Here is a 21,909-nt window from a genome sequence, read left to right as displayed (position 1 = left end):
TGCTATTTAGTTGTTCTAAATGAGAAATTTTTAACGACGCTAATATGGTATTTCACCCTTCAAATTGATTGGAGACCTAGTGCAATTGGTATAATACATTTCAAAAACAAAAAGAGCGCTTCAATAAGCGCTCTTTTCTATTTTAAGTTTAAGTTCAAACTTAAATTACTTGTGGTATTGACGGCTAAATTCGTGAACCGCATTGATGAAAACACCTGCATTTTCAGGGTCAACATCAGGTGTAATGCCATGGCCTAAGTTAAACACATGACCATTACCTTCGCCAAAGCCGGCTAATATATGCTGAACTTCTTCACGAATACGCTCATGGGTACCGTGTAGCATTGAAGGATCCATATTACCTTGTAGTGCAACTTTATCGCCTACACGACGTTTTGCATCGGCAATATCAATCGTCCAATCTAGACCAACTGCATCACATCCAGTGGCTGCAATCGCTTCAATCCATTGACCGCCATTCTTCGTGAATAATGTCACGGGTACTTTACGACCGTCATTTTCACGGATCAGGCCATCTACAATTTTGTGCATATACTGTAGTGAAAACTCTTTGTAGTCACGCGGGCTTAACACCCCGCCCCAAGAGTCGAAGATCATTAGAGACTGAGCACCCGCTTTTACTTGCGCATTTAGGTAGTCGATAACCGAATCAGCCACTTTATCTAGCAGTAGGTGGAGTGTCTGCGGCTCTGCAAACGCCATCTTTTTAATCTTACCGAATGTTTTGCTGCTACCGCCTTCAATCATGTAAGTCGCTAGCGTCCATGGTGAGCCGGAGAAACCAATAAGTGGTACTTCACCTTTAAGCTCACGACGAATTGTGCTCACCGCATTCATTACATAACCAAGCTCATCGGTTGGATCTAATTTTGGTAGCTTTTTAACATCGTCTAACGATTGGATAGGACGCTCAAACTTTGGACCTTCACCAGTTTCAAAGTAAAGCCCAAGTCCCATTGCATCTGGAATAGTCAAAATATCGCTAAACAGAATCGCCGCATCTAGTGGATAACGACGAAGCGGCTGTAATGTCACTTCACATGCCAGTTCTGCATTTTTACAAAGGCTCATAAAGTCACCAGCTTGTGCTCTGGTGGCACGATACTCTGGTAGATAACGACCAGCTTGGCGCATCATCCATACTGGTGTGACGTCAACTGGTTGTTTTAATAGCGCTCGTAAATAACGATCGTTTTTTAATTCGCTCATAGCGTCTCTATTCCAATACTTAAATTCAATTGTGCGGATTGTATCACTAAGTGCACATGGGCACTATCTAAACTATCCTTGCCAGCGCCTCGTTATGATCTAGATTAAACCTCACTTTATTAGGAACAAATTCATAAGCTTGTGTAAAAAACACCGAAACAAGCAATTAAACTGTTTGCAACACGATTAAAAGGTTGGTATAAAATTACCGCGTTAGAAAAATAACAACAAAACACCTTCAATTAGAAAAATAACAACATTACGCAACAAGCTAAACTGCTATTTTGAACCACCTTGAGTTTCTCTCGGTGGTTTTTTTATTTTTATCCTCCTGAATTTGTTAACATTCCCGATAATCAAACCAATAATCTTTTGATCTTTTTACGCTTTTACAGAAAAAATTGGTTGACCTTTTGCCCCGTTTCCCTTTCCATAGGGGTAGGTAACCCGCTTAAGGAGAATCACTATGCTTTCGCAGTTAGAACAAGCCCAACAGAAATGGGGAGGCAGCCATAGTGTAATTGATGCATGGTTAGCAGAGCGTCAGGAACTATTGGTTTTATATTATAAAGTTGCAGGATGCTCACCAACTCGAAATGGTAAAGCACTTCCTGAGCAAGTTGACATTCAGTCATTCTGCCAGATTTTGATGGACTATCTTTCAGCTGGTCATTTTGAAATTTATGACAACATTGTTGAGGCCTGCCAAGAAAAAGGCCCAGAAAGCGCAAAATTGGCTCAGTCACTGTACCCTCGGATCACAGATACAACTGATACCGCACTTGATTTCAACGACAAATACGCTGAAGTAAATCAAGAAACACAAGAATTAGCAGACTTCGATAACGACTTGTCTGTGTTAGGTGAAACGCTTGAGTTGCGCTTCCAATTGGAAGATGAACTTATCGATAACCTTTATTCTAATCACACTGAATAGTCTAAATTTGCGGGCACCAAAATATAAAAAAGGTGAGATAGCTATCTCACCTTTTTCTTTACGGACACTGCCAAGTTATTCAGCAGCTTCTTCAGCTTCGTCTTCGATACCTAGCAGCTCAACTTCAAATACCAGTGTTGAATTAGCTGGAATTTTACCAAGGTTACGAGTGCCGTATGCAAGCTCCGCAGGAATAGTAAACTTATACTTAGCGCCAGTGTTCATTAACTGCAGACCTTCAGTCCAACCTGCAATAACTTGATTTAGGTTGAAAGTGGCAGGCTCATTACGTGCGTAAGAGCTATCGAACTCAGAACCATCTAACAAAGTACCTTTATAATGTACTGTCACCTTGTCGGTTGCGACTGGCTTTTTACCATCACCTTCGCTTAGCACTTCATACTGAAGACCTGACTCAGTCACCTGAACGCCTTCTTTCTTCGCATTCTCAGCTAGGTACTTATCACCTTCCTCTTTATTCTTCTTCGCGTCAGCTTCAATTTTAGCTGCTTGCTTTTCACGAACAGAAGAATCTAGTGAAGTGAGTACTTCACGGATTTTTGCTTCATCCAGCTTAGCTTCACCAGCCAGTGCGTCTTTAAAACCACGCATGAGTAACTCTTGATCAAGTTCAATGCCTAGCTCTTTTTTATCCGCTAAGTCTTTTTGCAAGAAGTTACCAACTGAAGCACCGATACCGTATGCTTGCTGTTGTACCTCTGTATCTAGCTTAACTTCAGCAGGCTTCTGCTCTTCAGCCTTTTTATTACACGCTACTAGTGCTAACACTGAAGCAGCAACGAGTGACAGTTTAATCGTCTGTTTCATTCTCAACTCTCCGACAGTCCCTACTATCAAAACACCAATGCTCGCGCAAGAGAGCTTGATATGCGGTGCCATTGTTAATTTTATATTAATAAGAAAAGGTGCTAGCCACATTAACATTCTCTGATCAGAATGCCAATATGCATTTGCTTGCCATTATCGCGTAACGACATTACGCTTTTAATACGCTAATATCAAAATAATATCTTGTTTTTAGTGCCTTTAGTCTACCTGTTGCAGACTTCGGAGTTAAGGAGGATTTACCTAATCTATGGTCAAACTCGTCAACATTAAGTGGACAAGCCTCCTCTTTGCATGCGCGATGCTCAGTTGCTTCACCTTAACCGGCTGTGGCCCTGACACTTCAAAAGCCGTTATGACCGTAGAACATGCCAGCAGAGGCGCATTTTCTGCAGCTATCTCTGCGGATGGTCACTACAGCCTTGTTTCTTCCATAGAGCATGGGGCCGTACTTTGGGATAATCAAGAGCAAGGCCTCAAATTTCAATGGCGTCACTCTGATGCCCCCGATGATCTCATTCACTCACTGGCTTTAGCTAATGACAACTCCACGGCCGTCACTGCCACTGATAAAACATTCGCCATCTGGAGCGTCGAAAACGGTCAAAACCTAGGATATTTTGAGATCGAGTCTGGCACTATTCGAGATATCGCAATTAGCAATGCGGGCCGATATTTACTCTATGCCCGCAGTGATAACGTTGTCGTTCACCTCGACTTAGAGAGCGGAAGGCGGATAGAGTTCCTTGGACATCAAGAAAATATCAACTCTATTGCCATGTCTCCCAATGGTCACTTTGCCTTAACCGGAGGCAACGACTATACCGCTTACTTTTGGGATACTAGAACGGGGCAAGTGATCCATCGCTTTAACCACCCAAGTCGCGTGACCAAAGTTGCGTTAGATGACCAAGGAAGATTTGCTTTTACCGCAGATAGCATGAAAAAAGCGAGCATTTGGCAATTAACTTCTGGTGATCTCAAAGCACAATTACAGTATATTGCTCGCCAGAAAATTTTCAGTGCAGTGCGCTTTAATCAAGACGCAACGCTCTTGGCTACCGGCTCACCTAACCGCGAGCTTATTTTATGGCAAGTGAGTGATGGTGAACGATTGCAAACTTGGCGTGTACAACCCCGAGAAGGCAGCCGCCCTAAGTCTGCGGTTGTCTTTGACGTTGCTTTTCAAGACCGAGACACTGCATTGTTAACCGAAAGCTCCAGCGGACTACTGGAAAAATTTGCGCAGGTGAAAAAGCCATGAATGAAATCGAAAACAGAATTACTGAGCTTGAGGCTAAGCTTGCCTTTCAAGAAGATACAATCGAAACCTTAAATGAAGAGCTAAAGGCACATCAGCAGCGCTTGGCTAAAATGCAACGACAAATTGAGCTATTGGCAGAGAAAATGAAAGAAGGCCGCGATCCGGGTTTAATGCCTCAACATCAAGAGCCACCACCACCGCACTACTAACAAATAAATTGAAAACCGGGGTGAGCACTCACTCCGGTTTGAACACCCCAATAACTTGCTCAAACTGGCGTGTAGAAGCCTGTACCGCGTCTTTCGGCTGTGACATTACGTGGCCACACTCAACACATTCAACTTTTTCAACATCATGCTCTTTGTAGAGCATCATTACGTCGATTTTTTGGCATTCTGGACAACTTGCCCCTGCAATAAAACGCTTCTTAACTTTCAACTCTACACCTCTAATGAACACCGAGTTTAAGGTTTGTCATTTTATCCTAATTTTATTTGTCATGATACGCTTGGAGTAAGGGATTGGATCCATGCTATGATGCGCGCAATTTAGACAGACTTTTAGAATTATGATCCAACTTTCTGATATCGAGCTACTTCGTGGCAGTAAAACACTGCTAAAACAAGCTAATGCAACGCTTTATCCACAACATAAGGCGGGCCTTGTCGGTGCCAATGGCTGTGGTAAATCATCTCTCTTTGCGCTGCTAAAAGGTGAGCTGCAACTCGATTCGGGTGATTTTTCTATTCCAAAAGATTGGTCTATTGCATCGGTAAAACAAGAAACCCCAGCACTCTCCATTAGCGCCCTCGAGTATGTACTACAGGGACACCCTGAATACTATGTATTGAGAACGCAGCTACAACAAGCGGAGCGGGACGGTGATGGGGAACTACAAGCAAAAGCACACCAACAGCTAGAGAACATCAAAGGGTATAGTATTGAAGCCAAAGCGGGTGAACTACTCCATGGCCTTGGTTTTAGCAATGAACAGATTGAGTTTGCCGTTAGCGACTTTTCTGGTGGCTGGCGCATGCGCTTGAACCTTGCGCAAGCGCTGATCCGCGATGCCGATTTATTGCTTCTGGATGAGCCAACCAACCACTTGGACTTGGACGCTGTTTATTGGCTAGAACGCTTTTTGCGCGCCTATCAGGGTACATTAGTGCTTATTTCTCACGACCGCGAATTTTTAGATGCGGTTGTTAGCGAGATTTGGCATATCGACCAACAGCAGATCAACGTTTATAAAGGTCACTATTCTCAGTTTGAGCGTCAAAAAGCAGAGCGCATGGCACAGCACCAAGCGCTTTACGAGAAGCAACAAGAAACGATTGCACATTTAGAGAAGTTTATTACCCGCTTTAAAGCGAAAGCGAGTAAAGCAAAACAAGCGCAAAGTCGTGTGAAGGCCCTTGAACGCATGGAAATGCTCGCGCCCGCTCATGCAGATTCACCATTTAATTTTGAATTTGCAGATCCAACGAGCTTGCCTAATCCATTGATGACACTAGAGCAAGCCAAAGCGGGCTATGGTGACGTTACCATTTTGCATGACATCAAGCTTAATCTGGTCCCAGGTAGCCGTATTGCGTTACTTGGCCGTAACGGCGCTGGTAAATCGACCCTAATCAAGTTACTTGCCGGCGATTTAACCCCACAAGCTGGTGAAGTGTTCCAACACCAAGGATTAAATGTAGGCTATTTTGCTCAGCATCAGCTTGAGTCTCTCGATCTTGAGGCCAGTGCGGTTACCCATATTCAACGTCTAGACCCTAAAGTACCAGAGCAGCTTATTCGTGATTTCTTGGGCGGTTTTGCTTTTCATGGTGATAAGGCCCTCGAACCCGTTGCGCCGTTTTCTGGTGGCGAAAAAGCACGACTCGTACTTGCAATGTTGGTATATCAAAAACCGAACTTGCTGTTACTCGATGAGCCGACCAACCACCTAGATTTAGAAATGCGACACGCACTTGTGATGGCCTTACAAGGTTTTGAGGGTGCAATGGTCACGGTTTCCCATGATCGCCACATGCTGAAAAATACCGCTGACGAGTACTATTTAGTTGATAATGGAACCGTTTCTCAGTTCGGCTACGACTTAGATGCTTATTACCAATGGCTCATGAATGCCAATAAAGAGCAAGCGAAACCAAGTGGCTCAGAGGCTGAACCAAAGCAAAACTCTAATGCCAATCGTAAAGAGCAAAAGCGTCTTGAAGCCGAATTCAGAAAAACCATTCAGCCGTTGAAAAAGTCGATTGAAAAACTCGAAAAACAGCTCGACAAGCTCACTGAGCAAGCTGACGAAATTGAGCAAGCTTTGGCTGACAACAGCCTATACACGGACGAGAACAAAGCAAAATTAAGTGACTTACTGGCAAAACAAGCCAAGATAACCCCTGAGCTTAATGACACAGAAGAAAACTTATTGATGGCACTGGAAGAGTTAGAAGAAAAGCAAAACCATTTCGATGAAACTGGAGAGATATGCTAAGTCGTGAAGACTTTTGGCAGTTTGCCTGTGAATTCTACAGCCGCCCGCAAATGCAATCGCGGCTGCTGAATTTGCAAGATGTTGCAGGCAAAAATATCAACCTGTGCCTGTTACTTTGTTACCTAGACACTTTAGCACTGACGATTACCCCCGACACCCTAGCCGCACTGGTAAAGACTGCTAAGCAATTTGACCAAGCGGTGCTACAACCCCAACGCGCGATCCGCCATACCCTAAAAACACATCATCAAGACTACCAAGACTATCAAAAGTTACGAGCTGCGATGCTGACTGCAGAGCTTGAGCTTGAAAAGCGTCAACAAGCGCTATTGCTGGAGACATTAAAGCGCTTTTCGTCTGCGCCACTGCAATCAAGTAGCAATGTGCTGCTCTATTTGAGTCAGAGTGAGTACGACGCTTTATTCAATACGACTGACTTCTAAGCCATTAAATCAATATAAGCTCTGTTATTTACCCAACTTAGATATAAAACCTGATCGAGATCAAGCCTTTGCCTAGGTTTAATTTCACTCAGGATTGAAACTTGATCTTGATCATATCAAGCCCCCCAGACCTCCACTACTATTTACTCATCGACAAATTAGGAGGCACAGCCATGAACGTATTCTTTAGAGACTTTTTTTCCGACCCTGTGTTGTTTCTGTCTTTTGGCTTTTTAGGGATTGTAATTTTGCTGTGCTGTTATTACGTCTACTTTTTCATTAAAAAAGTCATGGACGCTGAAGTACCTAACGAACAATAGAACAGATTTAAATGTATTACCTTGGGGCGATTGAAGAATAAGTAGTAGAAGATCGGCTCGACGTAGTTCCCCAACTTGCAGAATTAAGCACGACGCACAAAGCACCTTATCAGTTTACTGGTCGGGTGCTTTTTATTTGCTTAACCCTCAACTGATAATACGTTAAACTGGCTAAAAAGTGTTTTGCAACTGGATAGCTTCCTTTCTTTGCTTTGCGAGCAACCGTCAAAAAGACGCAGTTTCTATTATGAATCAAGCCATGAAAACAATAACAGCCGATAATTACGAATTTAAACCCGCTTGGTGGATGCGCAACCGCCATGCCCAAACCATACTTCCGCGATTCTTTAGGCCGAGATTACATGTGCCCGTCGACTATGAAACACTAGACACACCAGACGATGACTTTTTAGAACTTGCATGGGCAAAACACGGCGATAAATCAGCACCTTTGGTTGTGGTATTGCATGGACTAGAAGGCAATATCAACAGCTTTTATGCAAAAGGCCTATTAAAAGCGTTGGTACACCATGGTTTTGATGCCGTACTGATGCACTTTCGCAACTGCTCACGTGAAGTGAACCGCCAAGCCAGGGCTTATCATAGCGGCGAAACCTCAGATCTTGGCTTTTTTATAGATACGCTAAAAGCCCGTTTTCCTAAACGGCCATTATTTGCGGTTGGCTTTTCGCTCGGTGGCAATGTACTTGCCAAATACTTGGGAGAAACCAAATCGCAAAGCGGTCTTGAGGCTGGCGTTGTCGTCTCAGCGCCTTATCACCTTTCTTCCTCTTGTCAGGTGATCAGAAAGAGCTGCTTTAAACTCTATCAAAAATACTTGCTAGACAGGATGAAGAAGTCTTTTTCACGTAAGCTAGACACCATCCAGTCGCAAATTAGGATAGACAAGCCCGCCCTTTATGCCATTGATGACCTATGGCAATTTGATGATAAGATAACGGCACCGCTGCATGGTTTTAACGGCGCGGAAGACTATTACGCACAAGCAAGTTCGCAGCCCTACTTAACCCAGATCACGACACCAACACTCCTGATCCACGCCGAAGATGACCCCATGCTATCACCACAAGCCGTGCCTACAGCCGCTCAGGTTAACTCACCGGTGACGCTCGCAGTGAGTCCGCACGGTGGTCACGTAGGATTTATTTCGGGAAGTAATCCCTTTAAACCTAGGTTTTGGCTAGAAAGCGTTATTCCACAATATTTACAGCAAATTTATAGTAAGGCTAAGTAGTATGCTCATTCCCTATCAACAACTTCCGCAAGAGACGCTGGACAACCTTATTGAGCACTATGTGCTGCGTGAAGGAACAGACTATGGCGATACTGAAGTCAGCACCGAGAGCAAAGTCGCGCAAGTGAAAGCACAGCTAAAATCCGGAGAAGCACTGATCGTTTTCTCGGAATTACATGAGTCGGTGAATATTGTTAGCAAACAACAATTTCAAGCAATGCAAGCACAAGAAGATTACGAATATTAAAAAACCTTCAGCTTTCTTTGTATTTAGCGCTAATCGTAAACAGTTGTCGAAGTGACAGGAGTTGTTACAATCAAATTTCTATAACTATAAAGGAAAGGCAATTTTATGAAGCTCGGCACTGCTCTTTGCGCCCTCGCGCTGGCTGTTTCTACCGCTTATGCAACTGAATACAAAGCCTCTGAGCGCGCAGTTAAACTCGCTCACGATAACATCCTAATTGATACACACATCGACGTTCCATATCGCATCCAAAGTAAATGGGATGATGTTAGCCAAGCAACCGAAGGCGGTGATTTTGATTACCCTCGCGCGGTAAAAGGCGGTCTTAATGCGCCATTTATGTCTATTTATATTCCTGCTAATTTAGAATTTGAAGGTAAAGGTAAAAGCTATCAACTCGCCAATCAACTGATTGACGGTATGGAAGCCTTAGCACATCGCGCACCAGATAAATTTGCAATGGCTTACAATACCGACGACATTTATGCGCAATTTGACAGTGGTATTATGTCTATCGCGATGGGCATGGAAAATGGCTCGCCCATTGAAGGTGAGATGGAAAACCTTAAGCATTTTTATGACCGTGGCGTACGCTATATCACCTTAGCACACTCGCAAAGCAACCATATTGCTGACTCTTCTTATGACGTACGCCGTAAATGGAAAGGCTTAAGCCCATTTGGTAAAGAGCTTGTGGTTGAAATGAACAAGATTGGTATGCTCATTGATGTATCACATATTTCCGATGACGCCTTTTATCAGGTTATGGACATTTCAAAAGTGCCGGTCGTTGCTTCACATTCATCCCTGCGCAAATACACCCCAGGATTCGAGCGCAATATGGATGACGAAATGCTCAAAGCCTTGGCAAAAAATGGTGGTGTGATCCAAATTAACTTTGGTTCGAGCTTTGTGACAGCAAAAGCTGGGGCTTGGTATGACAAGCGTGACGAAGCACAAAAAGAAGCCAAAGACAAAGATCGCACCGATTTTAGAGCGGCGTTTAGAGCAAAAAATCCGTTCCCATTTGCCACACTTGATCAAGTGCTAGATCACATTGACCACGTCGTTAAGTTGATAGGGATAGATCATGTAGGCATTGGTTCAGATTACGATGGTGTGGGTGACTCACTACCGGTTGGCTTGAAAGACGTGTCAACGTATCCAAATCTTGTGCAAGGTCTTTTGGATAGAGGCTACAGTGACGCTGATATCAAAAAGATTTTAGGTGGCAATACCCTACGCGTGTGGAAACAAGCTGAGGCTTACGCAAAGAAATTTGCTAAATAGCTGTTCAAAAGACTGATTTCATCAGGTGTGCCGCACGGCACACCTTACAAGACCTTAGACTTTAAACTGGGATAATTCATCCACCAATTTACTGGTGACTCGCAGCACATCATCCGAAATTTGATGCGTTTCTCCAGACAACCGCTCGCCATCCAATGTTTTGTCATTTAAATCAGTTAGATTACTGCTAATCTCAGTAGACACTGCATTTTGCTGCTGAGTCGCATGAGCGGTTTGCTCTGAAAGCCCAGTCACTTTCACCGCACTTTGTGCAATTAACTCCAATAGCTCCGTTGCCTTCGTAAAACTTTCTACTGCAACATCAACATACTGCTTACCATCTTCAATGGTTTTTTGTGAGTCCTCTACGCTATGTGAGAATGCTTCTAACATCTTCTGAATATCATTAGTACTGTCTTGTGTTCGAGTGGCCAGTGACCTAACCTCGTCAGCTACCACAGCAAACCCACGACCTTGTTCACCCGCTCTTGCCGCTTCAATTGCCGCGTTGAGCGCTAATAAATTGGTTTGCTCAGCGATCCCGCGAATAACATCGAGCACTTGCGTAATGTTTTCAGAGTTTTTTTGTAAAGCTAACGAACTGGAGAGTGCCGCTTCCATATTATCAGCAAGATGAGTGATTTTTTGTTTTGAATCAGCCAACACCGTTTTACCTTGTGCTGCGTAGCGATGTGAAGCTTCAGCTTCTTTCAATGAGTTTTCTGCCACCGACGAGACTTCTTGACTTGAGTGACTTAGCTGATTCACCGCGCTAACAATGGTATGTGATGACTTACCAAGCGAGTCGATTAAGTTATGGCACTGTGTGGCATAATGACTGAGTTTTGACGACAAACTCGACAGCTCGCCACCATCTTTCACAAGCGCTGTAACCATCGCCTGTAAACTCTCGAGAAAATGATTAAAGTTTAGCGATAGCTTTGCAAACTCATCATTTCCTTTGATTTCAATGCGACCAGTTAAGTCTCCGTCTCCAGAGGCAATTTCAGAGATCCTATCTGACACAAAGTTTATCTGCTTTGCTAGCTGACGAGGGATCCGATAAGCAATCCAACAAGCAATACCAAGTAGGAGCAAGGCACCAACACCAAGACCCCACTTTATCTGAGTAACCTCAGCAACGACTAACGCGCGACTTGCAGCAGATTTTTCATCGGCTAATTCACCGGCTTTATCAAGCACATCACGAACTGCACCAAATAACTTAGCCGACTCAGTTTGAAGCGCTTTATCTGTTGGGGTTTTAATACTCGTCACCGTCACGCGATACCAACTTTGAAAGTCCGCATCAAAAGTTGCAAAACTACCCAGCTCACTCTGGTGGAGTGACATAAACTGAAGATACTTTTTATAGCGCTGTTTCACCTGCTCGGCGTTTTCTTCAAAATCCGCCCACTTATCTTCACCAGCTAATAATTTGAGGTAGGCTTCTTGAGCTTGATAAAAGTCTCTATCCGCATTGAGTACCACTGACACCGCTTTTAAATAGTTTTCAGTTTGGATCTCAAGTGCCGATTGCACCTTATTGAGCAACACCGAAAAACCAAAAAACACAAATAGCAGCACGATCGTCAACATAGCCGTAGGCAATGAACTTTTGACTCGAATACTATGTAAATCCATCTTCATACACCTCAAATAAGAGATAGTAAAAGCCTAGACCATATAAAGATTTATAGACAAATATTCGCAGCATATAGCTACCGAGTTTAATGCTGAAAAGATGAAAATTGAGGCGATGACCTAGAGAGTAAATACTCAGCTTCAGAATCAATAGTATGAAGTTTTAGATTGTGTAGGAAAAGTAGGCTAACTATAAAACTTCAGCACCAATAAAATTGGTTGCGGGAGCCATTAATTTATGAAAAGTGAACCGACGACTTTTGTACGAGTTCTTTAGATTGTGCAGTCCAATTAAGAATTGGTTGCGGGAGCCATTAGCTTATGAAGAGTGAACCGACGAGTTTCGGAGTAATTCTTTAGATTGTGCAGTCCAATTAAAAATTGGTTGCGGGAGCTATTAATTTATGAAGAGTGAACCGACGAGTTTTGGAGTAATTCTTTAGATTGTGCAGTCCAATTAAAAATTGGTTGCGGGAGCCGGATTTGAACCGACGACCTTCGGGTTATGAGCCCGACGAGCTACCAGGCTGCTCCATCCCGCGCCTGTATATTTTTGTGAATCTATTCTTCGTCGGGGACCGACGACCTTCGATTCTTTCCAGGTTTAGCGAGTCCGACGAATGATTTATCATTCTGCTCCATCCCGCGCCTGTATTTGTACTTAATTTTAAGTCTTGTACTTGAGACTTTATACATCCAACTGATGTTGGTTGCGGGAGCCGGATTTGAACCGACGACCTTCGGGTTATGAGCCCGACGAGCTACCAGGCTGCTCCATCCCGCGCCTGTATATTTTTGTGAATCTATTCTTCGTCGGGGACCGACTACCTTCGATTCTTTCCAGGTTTAGCGAGTCCGACGAATGATTTATCATTCTGCTCCATCCCGCGCCTGTATTTGTACTTAATTTTGAGTCTTGTACTTTAGACTTTATACATCCAACTGATGTTGGTTGCGGGAGCCGGATTTGAACCGACGACCTTCGGGTTATGAGCCCGACGAGCTACCAGGCTGCTCCATCCCGCGCCTGTATATTTTTGTGAATCTATGCTTCGTCGGGGACCGACGACCTTCGATTCTTTCCAGGTTTAGCGAGCTCGACGAATGATTTATCATTCTGCTCCATCCCGCGCCTGTATATTCTTAAAAAGGACTTCCTTTTCAAGAGGCCGCTATAATAATGGATTAAAATTTTATTGCAAGGGATTTAACGCTTAAAACAATTCAAGTGCGCAAAAATCCCACAGCCTTCAACTTAAACCGTTATTTATTCTATCGTTCGATGATGTGGACTGATCAACTTTTGCCATTGCCAATCGGGATGCCCCATAACAATAAAGTCTGGGTTTTCGGTAGTTTCTCGTCGATTGTAGGTCAACGGGTTAAACTCAGCATCGGTAATACAACCCCCGGCTTCTTCGACGATGATTTGTGACGCGCCAGTATCCCACTCACCCGTTGGTCCTACTCGTAAAAAACAATCCGCCTTACCTTCTGCGATAATGCAGGCTTTTAATGAACATGACCCAAGTGCCACGGTGTCGAACTGACTATTTAAGTACTGACTTACCGCTTCAAGCTTTTGTCTACGGCTTACAGCCAATGTGAGCGTTTCTCTTGGCGAGACGAAAATACGTTGACTTTCACCCGAGTCACTACGTTTAAACGCACCTTCATCTTTGCTGGCGTAATATGTCAGCCCTTGAGATGGCCAGTAAATGACGCCTAACACAGGATGATTATTTTCAATGAGCGCAATATTGACGGCAAAGTCACCGCTTTCAAGAATAAACTCCCCTGTGCCATCCATAGGATCGAGTAACCAGTAGCGCTGCCAACTTTGTCGCTCACTCAATGGTGGAATTGGTGTTTCTTCAGACATTACCGGAATGTCAGGTGCTATTTCAGCAAGACCCGCCATTAAGATCTCATTAGATGCCAAATCTGCGGCAGTGACAGGAGTGTGGTCAGACTTTTCTTTTTTACCAATATCATCGGCTTGATAAATTGCCATAATGGCTTCACCGGCACGTTTTGCCAGTACGATGCAAGGCTCTAAATAGGACTGCAATTTACGCCTCCAGATTCAAATGTGCTTTTAATAACAGTAGTGCCGCGACACTTCTTGCTTCAGTAAAGTCCTCTTGATGTAACAGATCATATAATTTATCTAGCGGCCACTTCACTACTACCAGTGGTTCTGGTTCATCACCTTCAAGCTGTTCAGGGTAAAGTTCACTAGCGACCAAAATATGCATTTTGGCATTAAAGTAACTCGGTGCCAGTGACACTACTTTGAGTTCAGAGAAAGCATTTGCACCAAAACCCACTTCTTCTTTTAGCTCTCGGTTACCCGCTTCCACCGGGGTTTCGCCAGGGTCAATTAGCCCTTTGGGAAAGCCGAGTTGATAGTCATGTGTTCCTGCACAGTATTCTCTCACTAATAATAGCTCATTATCAGCAGTTATGGGCACGATCATTACTGCGCCACGGCCACCGCCACGGACTCTTTCGTATTCTCGTTGCTCGCCATTCGAAAAAGATAACGAAAGTGCTTCTACCGTGAACAATTTGCTTTTAGCCACGACGTCGCAAGCTAAAATTTCTGGTGGTGTGGGATGCTTTTTATGTGACATAGATCATTATTTGCTATCATGGCGAATAACCTAATCATAAAGCCTTTGAAGTTAAATGCCTATGCTAAATTGGTCAAATATCGATACCGTTTTGTTAGATATGGATGGCACATTACTCGACCTCCATTTTGATAATCACTTTTTTCTCGACGTCGTGCCTAAGGCACACGCAAAACGTCAAGGCTTAACCCTTGAGGCTGCAAGGGCCGACATCCTCGCCCGTTATGACGCGGTAATGGGCCAGATAGAATGGTATTGCCTAGATTATTGGCAGGAGCAACTACAGCTACCCATTATGGAGCTTAAACGTGAAGTGCAACACTTGATCTCAATTCGTGAGGATGTACCTGCGTTTTTAGAGGCCTTAAGAAAGAGTGGAAAACAGCTTATCTTGTTGACCAACGCTCACCCAAACAGTCTAAGTTTGAAAATTGAGCGTACCCAATTCGATAAGTATCTCGACAAATTGGTTTCAACCCATGAATATGGCGTAAGTAAGGAAAGTCAAATGTTGTGGCAACAGGTAGAGCGTGATTTGGGCTTTGATAAGTCCCGCACTTTATTTGTGGACGATAGCATTAGCGTGTTAAATGCTGCGCAAGAGTTTGGTATTGGCCATTTGCTTGCCGTTGCTAATCCTGATAGTCGGCAACCAGAACGAGAGATCACTGAATATCTCTCAGTCTCCGATTACCGTACCTTGCTACCTATTATAGATTAAGCTGGGTAGCGAGCTTTTAAGCCGTCGTACACGTGTGTTTTAAAGTCTGGGTGCGCTGTATCTAGACTTTTCACCACTTCGACTAGGTGTTCGTTATCTTCTTGGCCATTCCATACCTTGATGTAAGAGCCATCTTTATAGCCATGATCTTGGCGGAAGAAGTTAAGCGTGTTTTTACCGACATATCCACGGTATAGGTCATCAATAGACATCCCGATTTGCTGCATACAACCCGCAAACGCATGAGCATCAAACTCGCGTTTGGTTACAGCCGCACTTGCAAGTAATTCAAGGGTTTCTTTGAAGTCTTCTGCGGTAGTTGGCTTTGCCAATTCAGCCTCTAATTGAGTCGCTAGTTGCTCAAATGACGTTTCGCCATCGATACGTAAAGACAAGCCAAAATGAAAAATATCCACTAGCTCTAAAATCACTTGCTCAGTATCTGGCGTTTGCTTTTTCCACCATTTCCAACCGTAGTGATCTAGCATTTCTGCACACTCAACCCAAATTGCGCGGTACCATTCAAACCCTTGTTCAAACCATTGTTGGTGTACTTTGGTGTTCATGGCATGTTGCATTTCTAGCATAACCACAAGCTTAGTGATGTTTGCAGACATTGTGCTCTCTCTTCATGGAAATCAATTACGAGCGATATCATACCGAAGTGAAAGATTTTCGCCAGCGCTTAGGTCTTCTGAGTCGATATCAACTTGAAACCCTAGGAACTTTTTATGCGTCATTTTATTTTATCGCTCGCTTTGGCTTGTTCAGCCTTTGTCAGCGCAGCTGAAATCACTAATATCGCCGCAGCACCTGAGCAAGTGAGTCCACTCCTTCCAGGCATTGATGCCCCTGCATTACAACTCAAAGATAAGTCAGGTAAAACTGTCGACCTCGCGACACGCTATAAAGAAAATATCACCGTACTGGTGGTTTATCGTGGTGGCTGGTGTCCATACTGTTCAAGACAGCTCGCGGGTATCCAAGAAATTGAACCACAGCTTGTTAAAATGGGAGCACAAATTATTGCAATCGCACCAGACTCACCTGAGGCGCTGGCAAAAAGTACAATTGAATCCCCTCACTACCAACTGTTGTCTGATAACGAAATGCGTATGAGCCAAGCGTTAGGTCTCGCCTATTTCCTAGATGATAAAACAGCCCTTGCTTATCGCAACAAGTTGGGCGTAAATTTTGTTGATTTTGAGGGAAACGATAAAGTTGCCTTGCCGGTGCCAGCGGTATTTGTAGTAGATAAGAAAGGCTTGATCCAATTTCAATATGCAAACCCAAATTACAAAGTGAGACTGGATGAAAGCGTGCTACTAGCCGCGGTAAAAGCAGCTAGTCAACTATAGAAAAAGCACATAAAAAATGGAGTCCGAAGACTCCATTTTTAGCGGTTTTCTAACCTGTTATAGTCAAATAAACCATATTCAACGCCACGTGTTTGCTTGGCAATATCGTGGATTAAATCACTGTAACGCCAAAACTCTGGGTGAGTCCTGCGGATCCCATATTGCGCTCGTAGCGCTCGGTAATCAGACTCACTATTCATTTGGCTAAATGATGAGACGAAGTCCTCTTGTGCTGCCTCGCTTTCTAAATACCAAATTGCCTCTGGGTAATCTCCGATAAAACCTGGCACAATCGTCGCTGTGTCTTCGGTATACGCTCTTTGCCCTTCTTCATTTAACAAACTGGAGATGTTGTAGTGGGCATTATGGTGTAATAGCGAGAACGCTTGATGTGAACCGTCACTTTGTTTAGTAATAATAAACGAGACCTGAGGAAGCAAATTAATCGCCCTAACGGACATGCTATTGAGTGCCTGCAATGGCTTGCCGACGGCTTGATAGTCATAATCCCTATTTAGAACGGGCTTCAGCACAGCATGCAATTTGTCATACAGCTCTTGCTTTGGATCGTCCGTTTCGTATTTTATCCCCGTTGGCGCACCGATTAGTGATTTGCGATTGATAAACTCACTTAAGCTCAAGTGTGACTTACGATACCAATAGCGTTTAATTTCCTGACGATGACTAAGTGGCAGTAAATTTAAAAAGTTTTGCTCACCTTCAAGCCTCAAAAAGTCCATATATAAGCGTGTGATCAACTGATGACCAATGTTGCCATACACGTCAAAGCCCGCCACCAGCAAGTAGTGAATGCGCTCGAATAAGGCATAGTCTAATACCCAAGCTGTTTTGGGAGGCTGACCAATAAAACCTTTAACCACCGTTGCGCTATCAAAATGACGGAAGATAGTTAATGCTGCATTCGGATTTTCCCCCTCTCCACGCCAAATCAAGTCCATATTGAGGCGCTGCCCATCGGCAAACATCTTATCTGCAAGCTCTGTTTTAGCACGTAAGTAATCCTGCTGCTTAGTGGCATATTTTGCCCAACTGGAAAGCGGTAACGCATTACTTTGCTCAGCCGCAGGTAGCACCAAATCTTCATCATGTTTAAGCAGCAGCTGGTTCACCGCTTCATTGCTATTTTTTTCAGGATCAACAAACGCCACCCAAAAATGGTCGTTAATGACGTTAAGCGCTATTTGACCCCGACATACAGGGCCTTTGATAAAGCCTTTTACAATTAACTCGGCCTCATCCAGCATAAATTGATAACGAGAATTGACCGGAATATCTTTGAATACTTTAAATGGATTTGCTGCAAGCTCTGGCTCATAACCTGGCAGTTCATCCACGTGATAATCCGCTGCATAAAATTGCTGATGTAACCGTGATAGCTTAGCGTCGTTCAATGCCAGTGGCATGTGAGTTTTTGACAAAATGGTACTGCGCACTTGCATCAATCGATAATACACTCTATCGATCTTAGGATCGTCAAACGGACGTACCGAGCTCACCAGCGCGACTGGCTGGCCAGGCGGCGTGCTTGAGCGTACCAATTGGAAAAACGCAGGGTCATCCAAGTGAGGGAAGTAGATATGAGCTAAATACCAATGCTCAAAAATATAACGCGCGGCAAGGCGGTGCTTATTGGAGTCCTGATTAAGAAATTGTTCCCACTTTTTCACTTCTTTTTGTGCTGCAACACTTGGCTTTGCAATCTGGCTCATTTTACTGCCACTTTGCAGCCAGGCTTCCAAGGTTTTGAATTCATCATGTGTGAGCGCTGGTAAGCCGTAGGGCATACCCGCATGAGGCTGCTGTTTCGCAAGGGTAGAAAATTCATCCATGGTTGGGCAAGACTGCGTTCGATCTAAAGAGAAATCAAACTCTTTACCCAAGATGCCTTGCTCAGGAAAACGATGAGACATTTTTAACAGCAAGCTATTATAAAGCACACTTCCAGCTAGGTTGCCGTATTCAGATTGATTGCGCTCATTCAGCACTGGGGTAAAACCACGCTCGCGCCACTGTGTCGTGGTTTGGGCATCGAATAACAGTCGGGTTGGTGTTTGTGCTAACAACCGCGTGCCGTCATACACTAATTCCTTCGACAATCCCCTATCTATTCCTTCTGGAGATGACAATTTGAGCTGGCAGGGTGCGTCATAACAACCATGGCAAACCACACAACGCGACTCCAAAATGGGCTTCACGCTTTGTAAGTAACGTGCACCGCCTTGGTGATATTGTTCGATTCGTGCTTGGGGTTGCTCCGGTCCAAACATATCATCATATTTAGACACGCCCAAAGCCACACAGCCAGAAAGCACGGCGACAATCACCGCACAAAACAGTGCACGTTTAGACATTTACTCGTCCTCGTCGTCATCCAGCCCAAGATCAAAAGTCGGCATCATTTCTACTGGAGGCGAGACAAACAATGCCTCGCTACTGGTGCTCAGCACAGCACTGAGAATAGGCCCGCGATTAATGAGCAATTGCAACTGATGCTCTGCCCCTATCAACTCAGTCACTGTCGAACTAATGTTGTTGAGCGCATAGTCATCAATATGCAAGCTAATATTCTCATCTTCTTTTGGGTTTTGGCACAAATGAGCAAGGAGGTTCTCACTCAACATCACTGATACTTCAGCATCTGGAGAGTCGATATCACGATTCTCGATGTTGTCGTCTAACAAAAAAAGCGGCAGTGATAATGGGGTATCTTGTTGTAATTCCATCAAAGGTTACCATCTGAGTATTTGCTTTATATTAGCACAGTTAGATGGCTGATGGCTGAAAAGGGGGCGACGATGCGCCCTGCTTGATTACCAAGGAAGCGTGTCGCCATTGGAGTGCCAAAAACCACCACTGTTTTCGATAGTTAGGTGTTCAATTCTCTTAATTAAACGTTCCGCCGCAACATCTGGACCAATATCACCGGCAAATCCCACCATCTGCGTTTGTACAAAGCCAGGATGGAATAGTCCAACAGCGATATCTTGGTTTTTCAGCTCGTGAGCCATACTCACACTCGCCGCGTTTAATGCTGCTTTCGACATTCTATAACCAATGTAACCACCAGAACCATTATCTGCAATCGAACCCATACGACTTGTGATCATGGCAACTTTACTACCAGCTTTGAGGTTATCGAGCAGTGCATGAGTAACTCGAATTGGCCCTAACGCATTAACGTTAAATTGGTGGTCGATATTTTCAAAATCCATTTCCGCTAGCGTTTCATTGTGAAATACTCCAGCGTTATTAATAAGAATGTCTATTTTCTCCGAGCCCAATGCCGCCAATAACTTTTTCGCGCCATTTTCCGTCGCAACATCTATATCTTCAATGATATCCACGCCTAGAGATTCTAGTTCTGCCGAAGCTTTGCGAACAACCGCAGTTACTTTGCAGCCTAGAGATAAGTATTGTTTACAAAACTCTAATCCGATCCCACGATTAGCACCGGTCACCAAAACATGTAGTGTCATATCCTTCTCCTCACGATTTCTATGCTCAAACTATTACAATTGGTATGAGTTTACTAAACTCAAGGTCAATCTCGACTGAATTCATTTTTATGATGTACTTTTTCACTTTCTGACAACTTTGCTACAGTTATAACTCTGACAACCGTAAGGATATGTTGTGAAACTCGCGCTTAGCACCCTCTTGCTTTTCTTTATCCACAAAGCGGCGTTCGCCTACCAAATCAATGTCAGCGAGCTGGTCGCTTATCAACTTGGCCAACAGCAAATCGCACAACTCATGCAAAAGATATACGCACCTTTGAATATCACGCCCACACTTGTCGTGTTACCCAGTGAGCGCGGATTAGAATATGTAGATCAAGGGTTTTATGATGCGGAAGCAGGACGCACTAGCGCTATTGCAAATGCCTATCCTAACTTACTGCAAATACCCGAACCACTTGCAACCGTGCAAATGGCGGTGTTTTGTCTCAAGAAGGAGCATTGTACTTTGTCGACCCGGCAAGACTATGTGGTAATACAAGGCAGTTTAATAACGGAGCAAGTTTGTCAGCGTAAAAAGTTGACCTGTAACGCGGTTTCTAACGATGTTTCTGCGTTTCAAGCACTTGAAAAAGGTCATGTAGAACAAATTTTAGCTGATGACTTATTTGCGCTTGGTGCGCTATGTCAGTCAGGGCTCGCCGCAGTTTATGTGCGTAGGCTACGAGATGCGAGTTATCCTATTTATCACTATATCAATCGTAAACACCAAGACCTACTGCCGAAATTAACAGCGTCTATCAAGCAGCTAAATAGTAGTGGAGAGCGCGATACTATTCTAAGCCGGCTCTCTGAGAGCTTTGCCACTTGCCATGGCAAAGTGATTGAATTAGAAATGCATTAAGTTGAAATATCATCCATGGCAGATTCTATGATAGAGAATACCGCCCCTTGAGGATCTGTTATCACGCTAAAGCGACCTACTTCTGGTATATCTGTCGGCGGTACACAAATTTCTCCGCCAAGCTTTTGGGCATATTCAGCTTTACTATCGCAGTCCAATACCGCAATGTAAACCATCCAGTGCGGAGGAATGTCTTCACCCCATTCAGCCGTCATTTCTAACATGCCAGCGACAGGTTGCTCATTTACTTTGAACAAGGTGTAGTCCATATTTCCCATGTCTTTGACTTCGACTTGCCACCCAAATAATGCTGAATAAAAGTCACAACTTTTGGCGCTGTTTTTACTCACTAGCTCAAACCAATAAGGAGTATTCGCTTCAAGATGACGTTGCGTCCCAATATGACCACCCTCTTGCCATAACGCAAACACCGCTCCACCTGGCTCCTTTAACATTACCATCCGCCCTGCCCCTGGGACATCATGAGGGCCTGCAAGCACTTCAGCACCGAGTTCGTTGGCTTTGTTTAGACATTCATCGACATTGTCTACCGCCACATAAGCAAGCCAGTGACTAGGCATGCCTCCCTGTTGTTGTTCAGCGGTCATCTGATACATCGCTGCGACATCATCGACTTCTTTTTGCAACATGGTGTAATAACAATCTTCACCAATGGGTTGGTCAAGAATTTGCCAATCAAATAGTTGGCTATAGAAGGGTTTTGCTGACTGCCAATCGCTTGAACACAATTCAATCCAACAAAAATAACCGGGTCTAAATTCACTAATTATTGCCATGGGGATCACCTGTCAATCAAAGTCTAATGAATATAGCAGCA

23 protein-coding genes and 3 tRNA genes are annotated in these 21,909 nt (G+C 44.0%); 12 read left to right on the top strand and 14 right to left on the bottom strand.

Going from position 1 to position 21,909, the window contains the following annotated elements; all coding sequences use genetic code 11:
* Nucleotides 1-165: 165 nt before the first annotated feature.
* Nucleotides 166-1,230, bottom strand: a complete 1,065-nt coding sequence (gene hemE / locus GSF04_RS06135) for a uroporphyrinogen decarboxylase (RefSeq protein WP_010374544.1) — start codon at nt 1,228-1,230, stop codon at nt 166-168.
* A gap of 466 nt (nt 1,231-1,696) precedes the next feature.
* Here hemE and GSF04_RS06130 point away from each other — a divergent pair, with 466 nt between their 5' ends.
* Nucleotides 1,697-2,167, top strand: a complete 471-nt coding sequence (locus tag GSF04_RS06130) for an Rsd/AlgQ family anti-sigma factor (protein WP_010607921.1) — start codon at nt 1,697-1,699, stop codon at nt 2,165-2,167.
* A 75-nt stretch (nt 2,168-2,242) separates the two neighbouring features.
* On the opposite strand, the gene fkpA is transcribed toward GSF04_RS06130, so the two are convergent.
* Nucleotides 2,243-2,995 (bottom strand): FKBP-type peptidyl-prolyl cis-trans isomerase, encoded by a 753-nt coding sequence (gene fkpA / locus GSF04_RS06125; RefSeq protein WP_211859045.1) that lies wholly within the window; start codon nt 2,993-2,995, stop codon nt 2,243-2,245.
* A 268-nt stretch (nt 2,996-3,263) separates the two neighbouring features.
* Here fkpA and GSF04_RS06120 point away from each other — a divergent pair, with 268 nt between their 5' ends.
* Nucleotides 3,264-4,277, top strand: coding sequence for a hypothetical protein (locus GSF04_RS06120; protein ID WP_211859044.1), 1,014 nt, complete (start codon nt 3,264-3,266; stop codon nt 4,275-4,277).
* Nucleotides 4,274-4,486 (top strand): SlyX family protein, encoded by a 213-nt coding sequence (locus GSF04_RS06115; protein WP_010374533.1) that lies wholly within the window; start codon nt 4,274-4,276, stop codon nt 4,484-4,486. Before GSF04_RS06120 ends, GSF04_RS06115 begins: the two co-directional genes overlap by 4 nt.
* 28 nt (nt 4,487-4,514) lie before the next feature.
* Here the strand turns inward: GSF04_RS06115 and GSF04_RS06110 are convergent, their stop codons facing one another.
* A complete protein-coding gene (locus GSF04_RS06110) occupies nt 4,515-4,715 on the bottom strand; it encodes a YheV family putative zinc ribbon protein (protein WP_010374531.1) in 201 nt (66 codons plus the stop codon).
* Between the two features lie 130 nt (nt 4,716-4,845).
* On the opposite strand from GSF04_RS06110, the gene GSF04_RS06105 reads away from it, so the two are divergent.
* From GSF04_RS06105 to GSF04_RS06080, 6 genes are all read left to right on the top strand, one after another.
* Nucleotides 4,846-6,774: an ATP-binding cassette domain-containing protein gene (locus tag GSF04_RS06105; protein WP_211859043.1), complete on the top strand. Its 1,929-nt coding sequence runs from the start codon at nt 4,846-4,848 to the stop codon at nt 6,772-6,774.
* Nucleotides 6,768-7,217: a TIGR02444 family protein gene (locus tag GSF04_RS06100; protein ID WP_211859042.1), complete on the top strand. Its 450-nt coding sequence runs from the start codon at nt 6,768-6,770 to the stop codon at nt 7,215-7,217. Before GSF04_RS06105 ends, GSF04_RS06100 begins: the two co-directional genes overlap by 7 nt.
* Nucleotides 7,218-7,390: 173 nt before the next feature.
* Nucleotides 7,391-7,537, top strand: a complete 147-nt coding sequence (locus GSF04_RS06095; protein WP_010374526.1) for a hypothetical protein — start codon at nt 7,391-7,393, stop codon at nt 7,535-7,537.
* A gap of 247 nt (nt 7,538-7,784) precedes the next feature.
* Nucleotides 7,785-8,792, top strand: coding sequence for a hydrolase (locus GSF04_RS06090; protein ID WP_211859041.1), 1,008 nt, complete (start codon nt 7,785-7,787; stop codon nt 8,790-8,792).
* Between the two features lies 1 nt (nt 8,793).
* Entirely contained in the window at nt 8,794-9,039 is a 246-nt protein-coding gene (locus GSF04_RS06085; protein WP_010607914.1) for a YheU family protein, read from the top strand.
* A 105-nt stretch (nt 9,040-9,144) separates the two neighbouring features.
* Nucleotides 9,145-10,329 (top strand): dipeptidase, encoded by a 1,185-nt coding sequence (locus tag GSF04_RS06080; protein WP_211859040.1) that lies wholly within the window; start codon nt 9,145-9,147, stop codon nt 10,327-10,329.
* Between the two features lie 54 nt (nt 10,330-10,383).
* On the opposite strand, the gene GSF04_RS06075 is transcribed toward GSF04_RS06080, so the two are convergent.
* The 6 genes from GSF04_RS06075 to nudE form a co-directional block, all read right to left on the bottom strand.
* Nucleotides 10,384-11,973 (bottom strand): methyl-accepting chemotaxis protein, encoded by a 1,590-nt coding sequence (locus GSF04_RS06075; protein ID WP_211859039.1) that lies wholly within the window; start codon nt 11,971-11,973, stop codon nt 10,384-10,386.
* A gap of 465 nt (nt 11,974-12,438) precedes the next feature.
* Nucleotides 12,439-12,515, bottom strand: a tRNA-Met gene (locus GSF04_RS06070).
* A gap of 165 nt (nt 12,516-12,680) precedes the next feature.
* Nucleotides 12,681-12,757: transfer RNA gene (locus GSF04_RS06065), tRNA-Met, on the bottom strand.
* 165 nt (nt 12,758-12,922) lie between these two features.
* Nucleotides 12,923-12,999 (bottom strand) — tRNA-Met (locus tag GSF04_RS06060).
* A 241-nt stretch (nt 13,000-13,240) separates the two neighbouring features.
* Complete coding sequence (gene cysQ, locus GSF04_RS06055; RefSeq protein ID WP_211859038.1) at nt 13,241-14,044, bottom strand: 3'(2'),5'-bisphosphate nucleotidase CysQ; 804 nt, start codon at nt 14,042-14,044, stop codon at nt 13,241-13,243.
* Between the two features lies 1 nt (nt 14,045).
* Entirely contained in the window at nt 14,046-14,609 is a 564-nt protein-coding gene (gene nudE, locus GSF04_RS06050) for an ADP compounds hydrolase NudE (protein ID WP_017219353.1), read from the bottom strand.
* A gap of 61 nt (nt 14,610-14,670) precedes the next feature.
* On the opposite strand from nudE, the gene yrfG reads away from it, so the two are divergent.
* Entirely contained in the window at nt 14,671-15,330 is a 660-nt protein-coding gene (gene yrfG / locus GSF04_RS06045; RefSeq protein WP_039494826.1) for a GMP/IMP nucleotidase, read from the top strand.
* Here yrfG and GSF04_RS06040 read toward each other — a convergent pair.
* A complete protein-coding gene (locus GSF04_RS06040; protein ID WP_017219351.1) occupies nt 15,327-15,947 on the bottom strand; it encodes a dUTP diphosphatase in 621 nt (206 codons plus the stop codon). The genes yrfG and GSF04_RS06040 overlap by 4 nt on opposite strands.
* Nucleotides 15,948-16,061: 114 nt before the next feature.
* Between GSF04_RS06040 and GSF04_RS06035 the strand changes: the two genes are divergently transcribed.
* On the top strand, nt 16,062-16,688 hold the full coding sequence (locus GSF04_RS06035) for a peroxiredoxin-like family protein (protein WP_069023437.1): 627 nt from the start codon (nt 16,062-16,064) through the stop codon (nt 16,686-16,688).
* 38 nt (nt 16,689-16,726) lie between these two features.
* Here the strand turns inward: GSF04_RS06035 and GSF04_RS06030 are convergent, their stop codons facing one another.
* The 3 genes from GSF04_RS06030 to GSF04_RS06020 form a co-directional block, all read right to left on the bottom strand.
* The gene (locus GSF04_RS06030) at nt 16,727-19,060 is read right to left on the bottom strand and encodes a fatty acid cis/trans isomerase (RefSeq protein WP_211859037.1); all 2,334 of its coding nucleotides are present in this window, start codon (nt 19,058-19,060) and stop codon (nt 16,727-16,729) included.
* Nucleotides 19,061-19,432 (bottom strand): hypothetical protein, encoded by a 372-nt coding sequence (locus GSF04_RS06025; protein ID WP_211859036.1) that lies wholly within the window; start codon nt 19,430-19,432, stop codon nt 19,061-19,063.
* Nucleotides 19,433-19,519: 87 nt separating this feature from the next.
* On the bottom strand, nt 19,520-20,185 hold the full coding sequence (locus tag GSF04_RS06020; protein ID WP_010607904.1) for an SDR family oxidoreductase: 666 nt from the start codon (nt 20,183-20,185) through the stop codon (nt 19,520-19,522).
* Nucleotides 20,186-20,342: 157 nt separating this feature from the next.
* Between GSF04_RS06020 and GSF04_RS06015 the strand changes: the two genes are divergently transcribed.
* Nucleotides 20,343-21,071: a transporter substrate-binding domain-containing protein gene (locus tag GSF04_RS06015; protein WP_211859035.1), complete on the top strand. Its 729-nt coding sequence runs from the start codon at nt 20,343-20,345 to the stop codon at nt 21,069-21,071.
* On the opposite strand, the gene GSF04_RS06010 is transcribed toward GSF04_RS06015, so the two are convergent.
* Nucleotides 21,068-21,868 (bottom strand): VOC family protein, encoded by an 801-nt coding sequence (locus GSF04_RS06010; RefSeq protein ID WP_211859034.1) that lies wholly within the window; start codon nt 21,866-21,868, stop codon nt 21,068-21,070. The genes GSF04_RS06015 and GSF04_RS06010 overlap by 4 nt on opposite strands.
* Between the last annotated feature and the right edge of the window lie 41 nt (nt 21,869-21,909).

Origin of the sequence: Pseudoalteromonas sp. A22 (assembly GCF_018141345.1) — a bacterium.
Taxonomy (GTDB): domain Bacteria; phylum Pseudomonadota; class Gammaproteobacteria; order Enterobacterales; family Alteromonadaceae; genus Pseudoalteromonas; species Pseudoalteromonas maricaloris.
The sequence above is the reverse complement of the archived record's forward strand: the minus strand, read 5'-3'. Positions and strand labels throughout refer to the sequence as shown.

Coding starts and splice junctions, on each gene's coding strand:
- hemE (WP_010374544.1), bottom strand. CDS start 1,230: ATGAGCGAATTAAAAAACGATCGTTATTTACGAGCGCTATTAAAACAA.
- GSF04_RS06130 (WP_010607921.1), top strand. CDS start 1,697: ATGCTTTCGCAGTTAGAACAAGCCCAACAGAAATGGGGAGGCAGCCAT.
- fkpA (WP_211859045.1), bottom strand. CDS start 2,995: ATGAAACAGACGATTAAACTGTCACTCGTTGCTGCTTCAGTGTTAGCA.
- GSF04_RS06120 (WP_211859044.1), top strand. CDS start 3,264: ATGGTCAAACTCGTCAACATTAAGTGGACAAGCCTCCTCTTTGCATGC.
- GSF04_RS06115 (WP_010374533.1), top strand. CDS start 4,274: ATGAATGAAATCGAAAACAGAATTACTGAGCTTGAGGCTAAGCTTGCC.
- GSF04_RS06105 (WP_211859043.1), top strand. CDS start 4,846: ATGATCCAACTTTCTGATATCGAGCTACTTCGTGGCAGTAAAACACTG.
- GSF04_RS06100 (WP_211859042.1), top strand. CDS start 6,768: ATGCTAAGTCGTGAAGACTTTTGGCAGTTTGCCTGTGAATTCTACAGC.
- GSF04_RS06095 (WP_010374526.1), top strand. CDS start 7,391: ATGAACGTATTCTTTAGAGACTTTTTTTCCGACCCTGTGTTGTTTCTG.
- GSF04_RS06090 (WP_211859041.1), top strand. CDS start 7,785: ATGAATCAAGCCATGAAAACAATAACAGCCGATAATTACGAATTTAAA.
- GSF04_RS06085 (WP_010607914.1), top strand. CDS start 8,794: ATGCTCATTCCCTATCAACAACTTCCGCAAGAGACGCTGGACAACCTT.
- GSF04_RS06080 (WP_211859040.1), top strand. CDS start 9,145: ATGAAGCTCGGCACTGCTCTTTGCGCCCTCGCGCTGGCTGTTTCTACC.
- GSF04_RS06075 (WP_211859039.1), bottom strand. CDS start 11,973: ATGGATTTACATAGTATTCGAGTCAAAAGTTCATTGCCTACGGCTATG.
- nudE (WP_017219353.1), bottom strand. CDS start 14,609: ATGTCACATAAAAAGCATCCCACACCACCAGAAATTTTAGCTTGCGAC.
- yrfG (WP_039494826.1), top strand. CDS start 14,671: ATGCTAAATTGGTCAAATATCGATACCGTTTTGTTAGATATGGATGGC.
- GSF04_RS06040 (WP_017219351.1), bottom strand. CDS start 15,947: ATGTCTGCAAACATCACTAAGCTTGTGGTTATGCTAGAAATGCAACAT.
- GSF04_RS06035 (WP_069023437.1), top strand. CDS start 16,062: ATGCGTCATTTTATTTTATCGCTCGCTTTGGCTTGTTCAGCCTTTGTC.
- GSF04_RS06030 (WP_211859037.1), bottom strand. CDS start 19,060: ATGTCTAAACGTGCACTGTTTTGTGCGGTGATTGTCGCCGTGCTTTCT.
- GSF04_RS06025 (WP_211859036.1), bottom strand. CDS start 19,432: ATGGAATTACAACAAGATACCCCATTATCACTGCCGCTTTTTTTGTTA.
- GSF04_RS06020 (WP_010607904.1), bottom strand. CDS start 20,185: ATGACACTACATGTTTTGGTGACCGGTGCTAATCGTGGGATCGGATTA.
- GSF04_RS06010 (WP_211859034.1), bottom strand. CDS start 21,868: ATGGCAATAATTAGTGAATTTAGACCCGGTTATTTTTGTTGGATTGAA.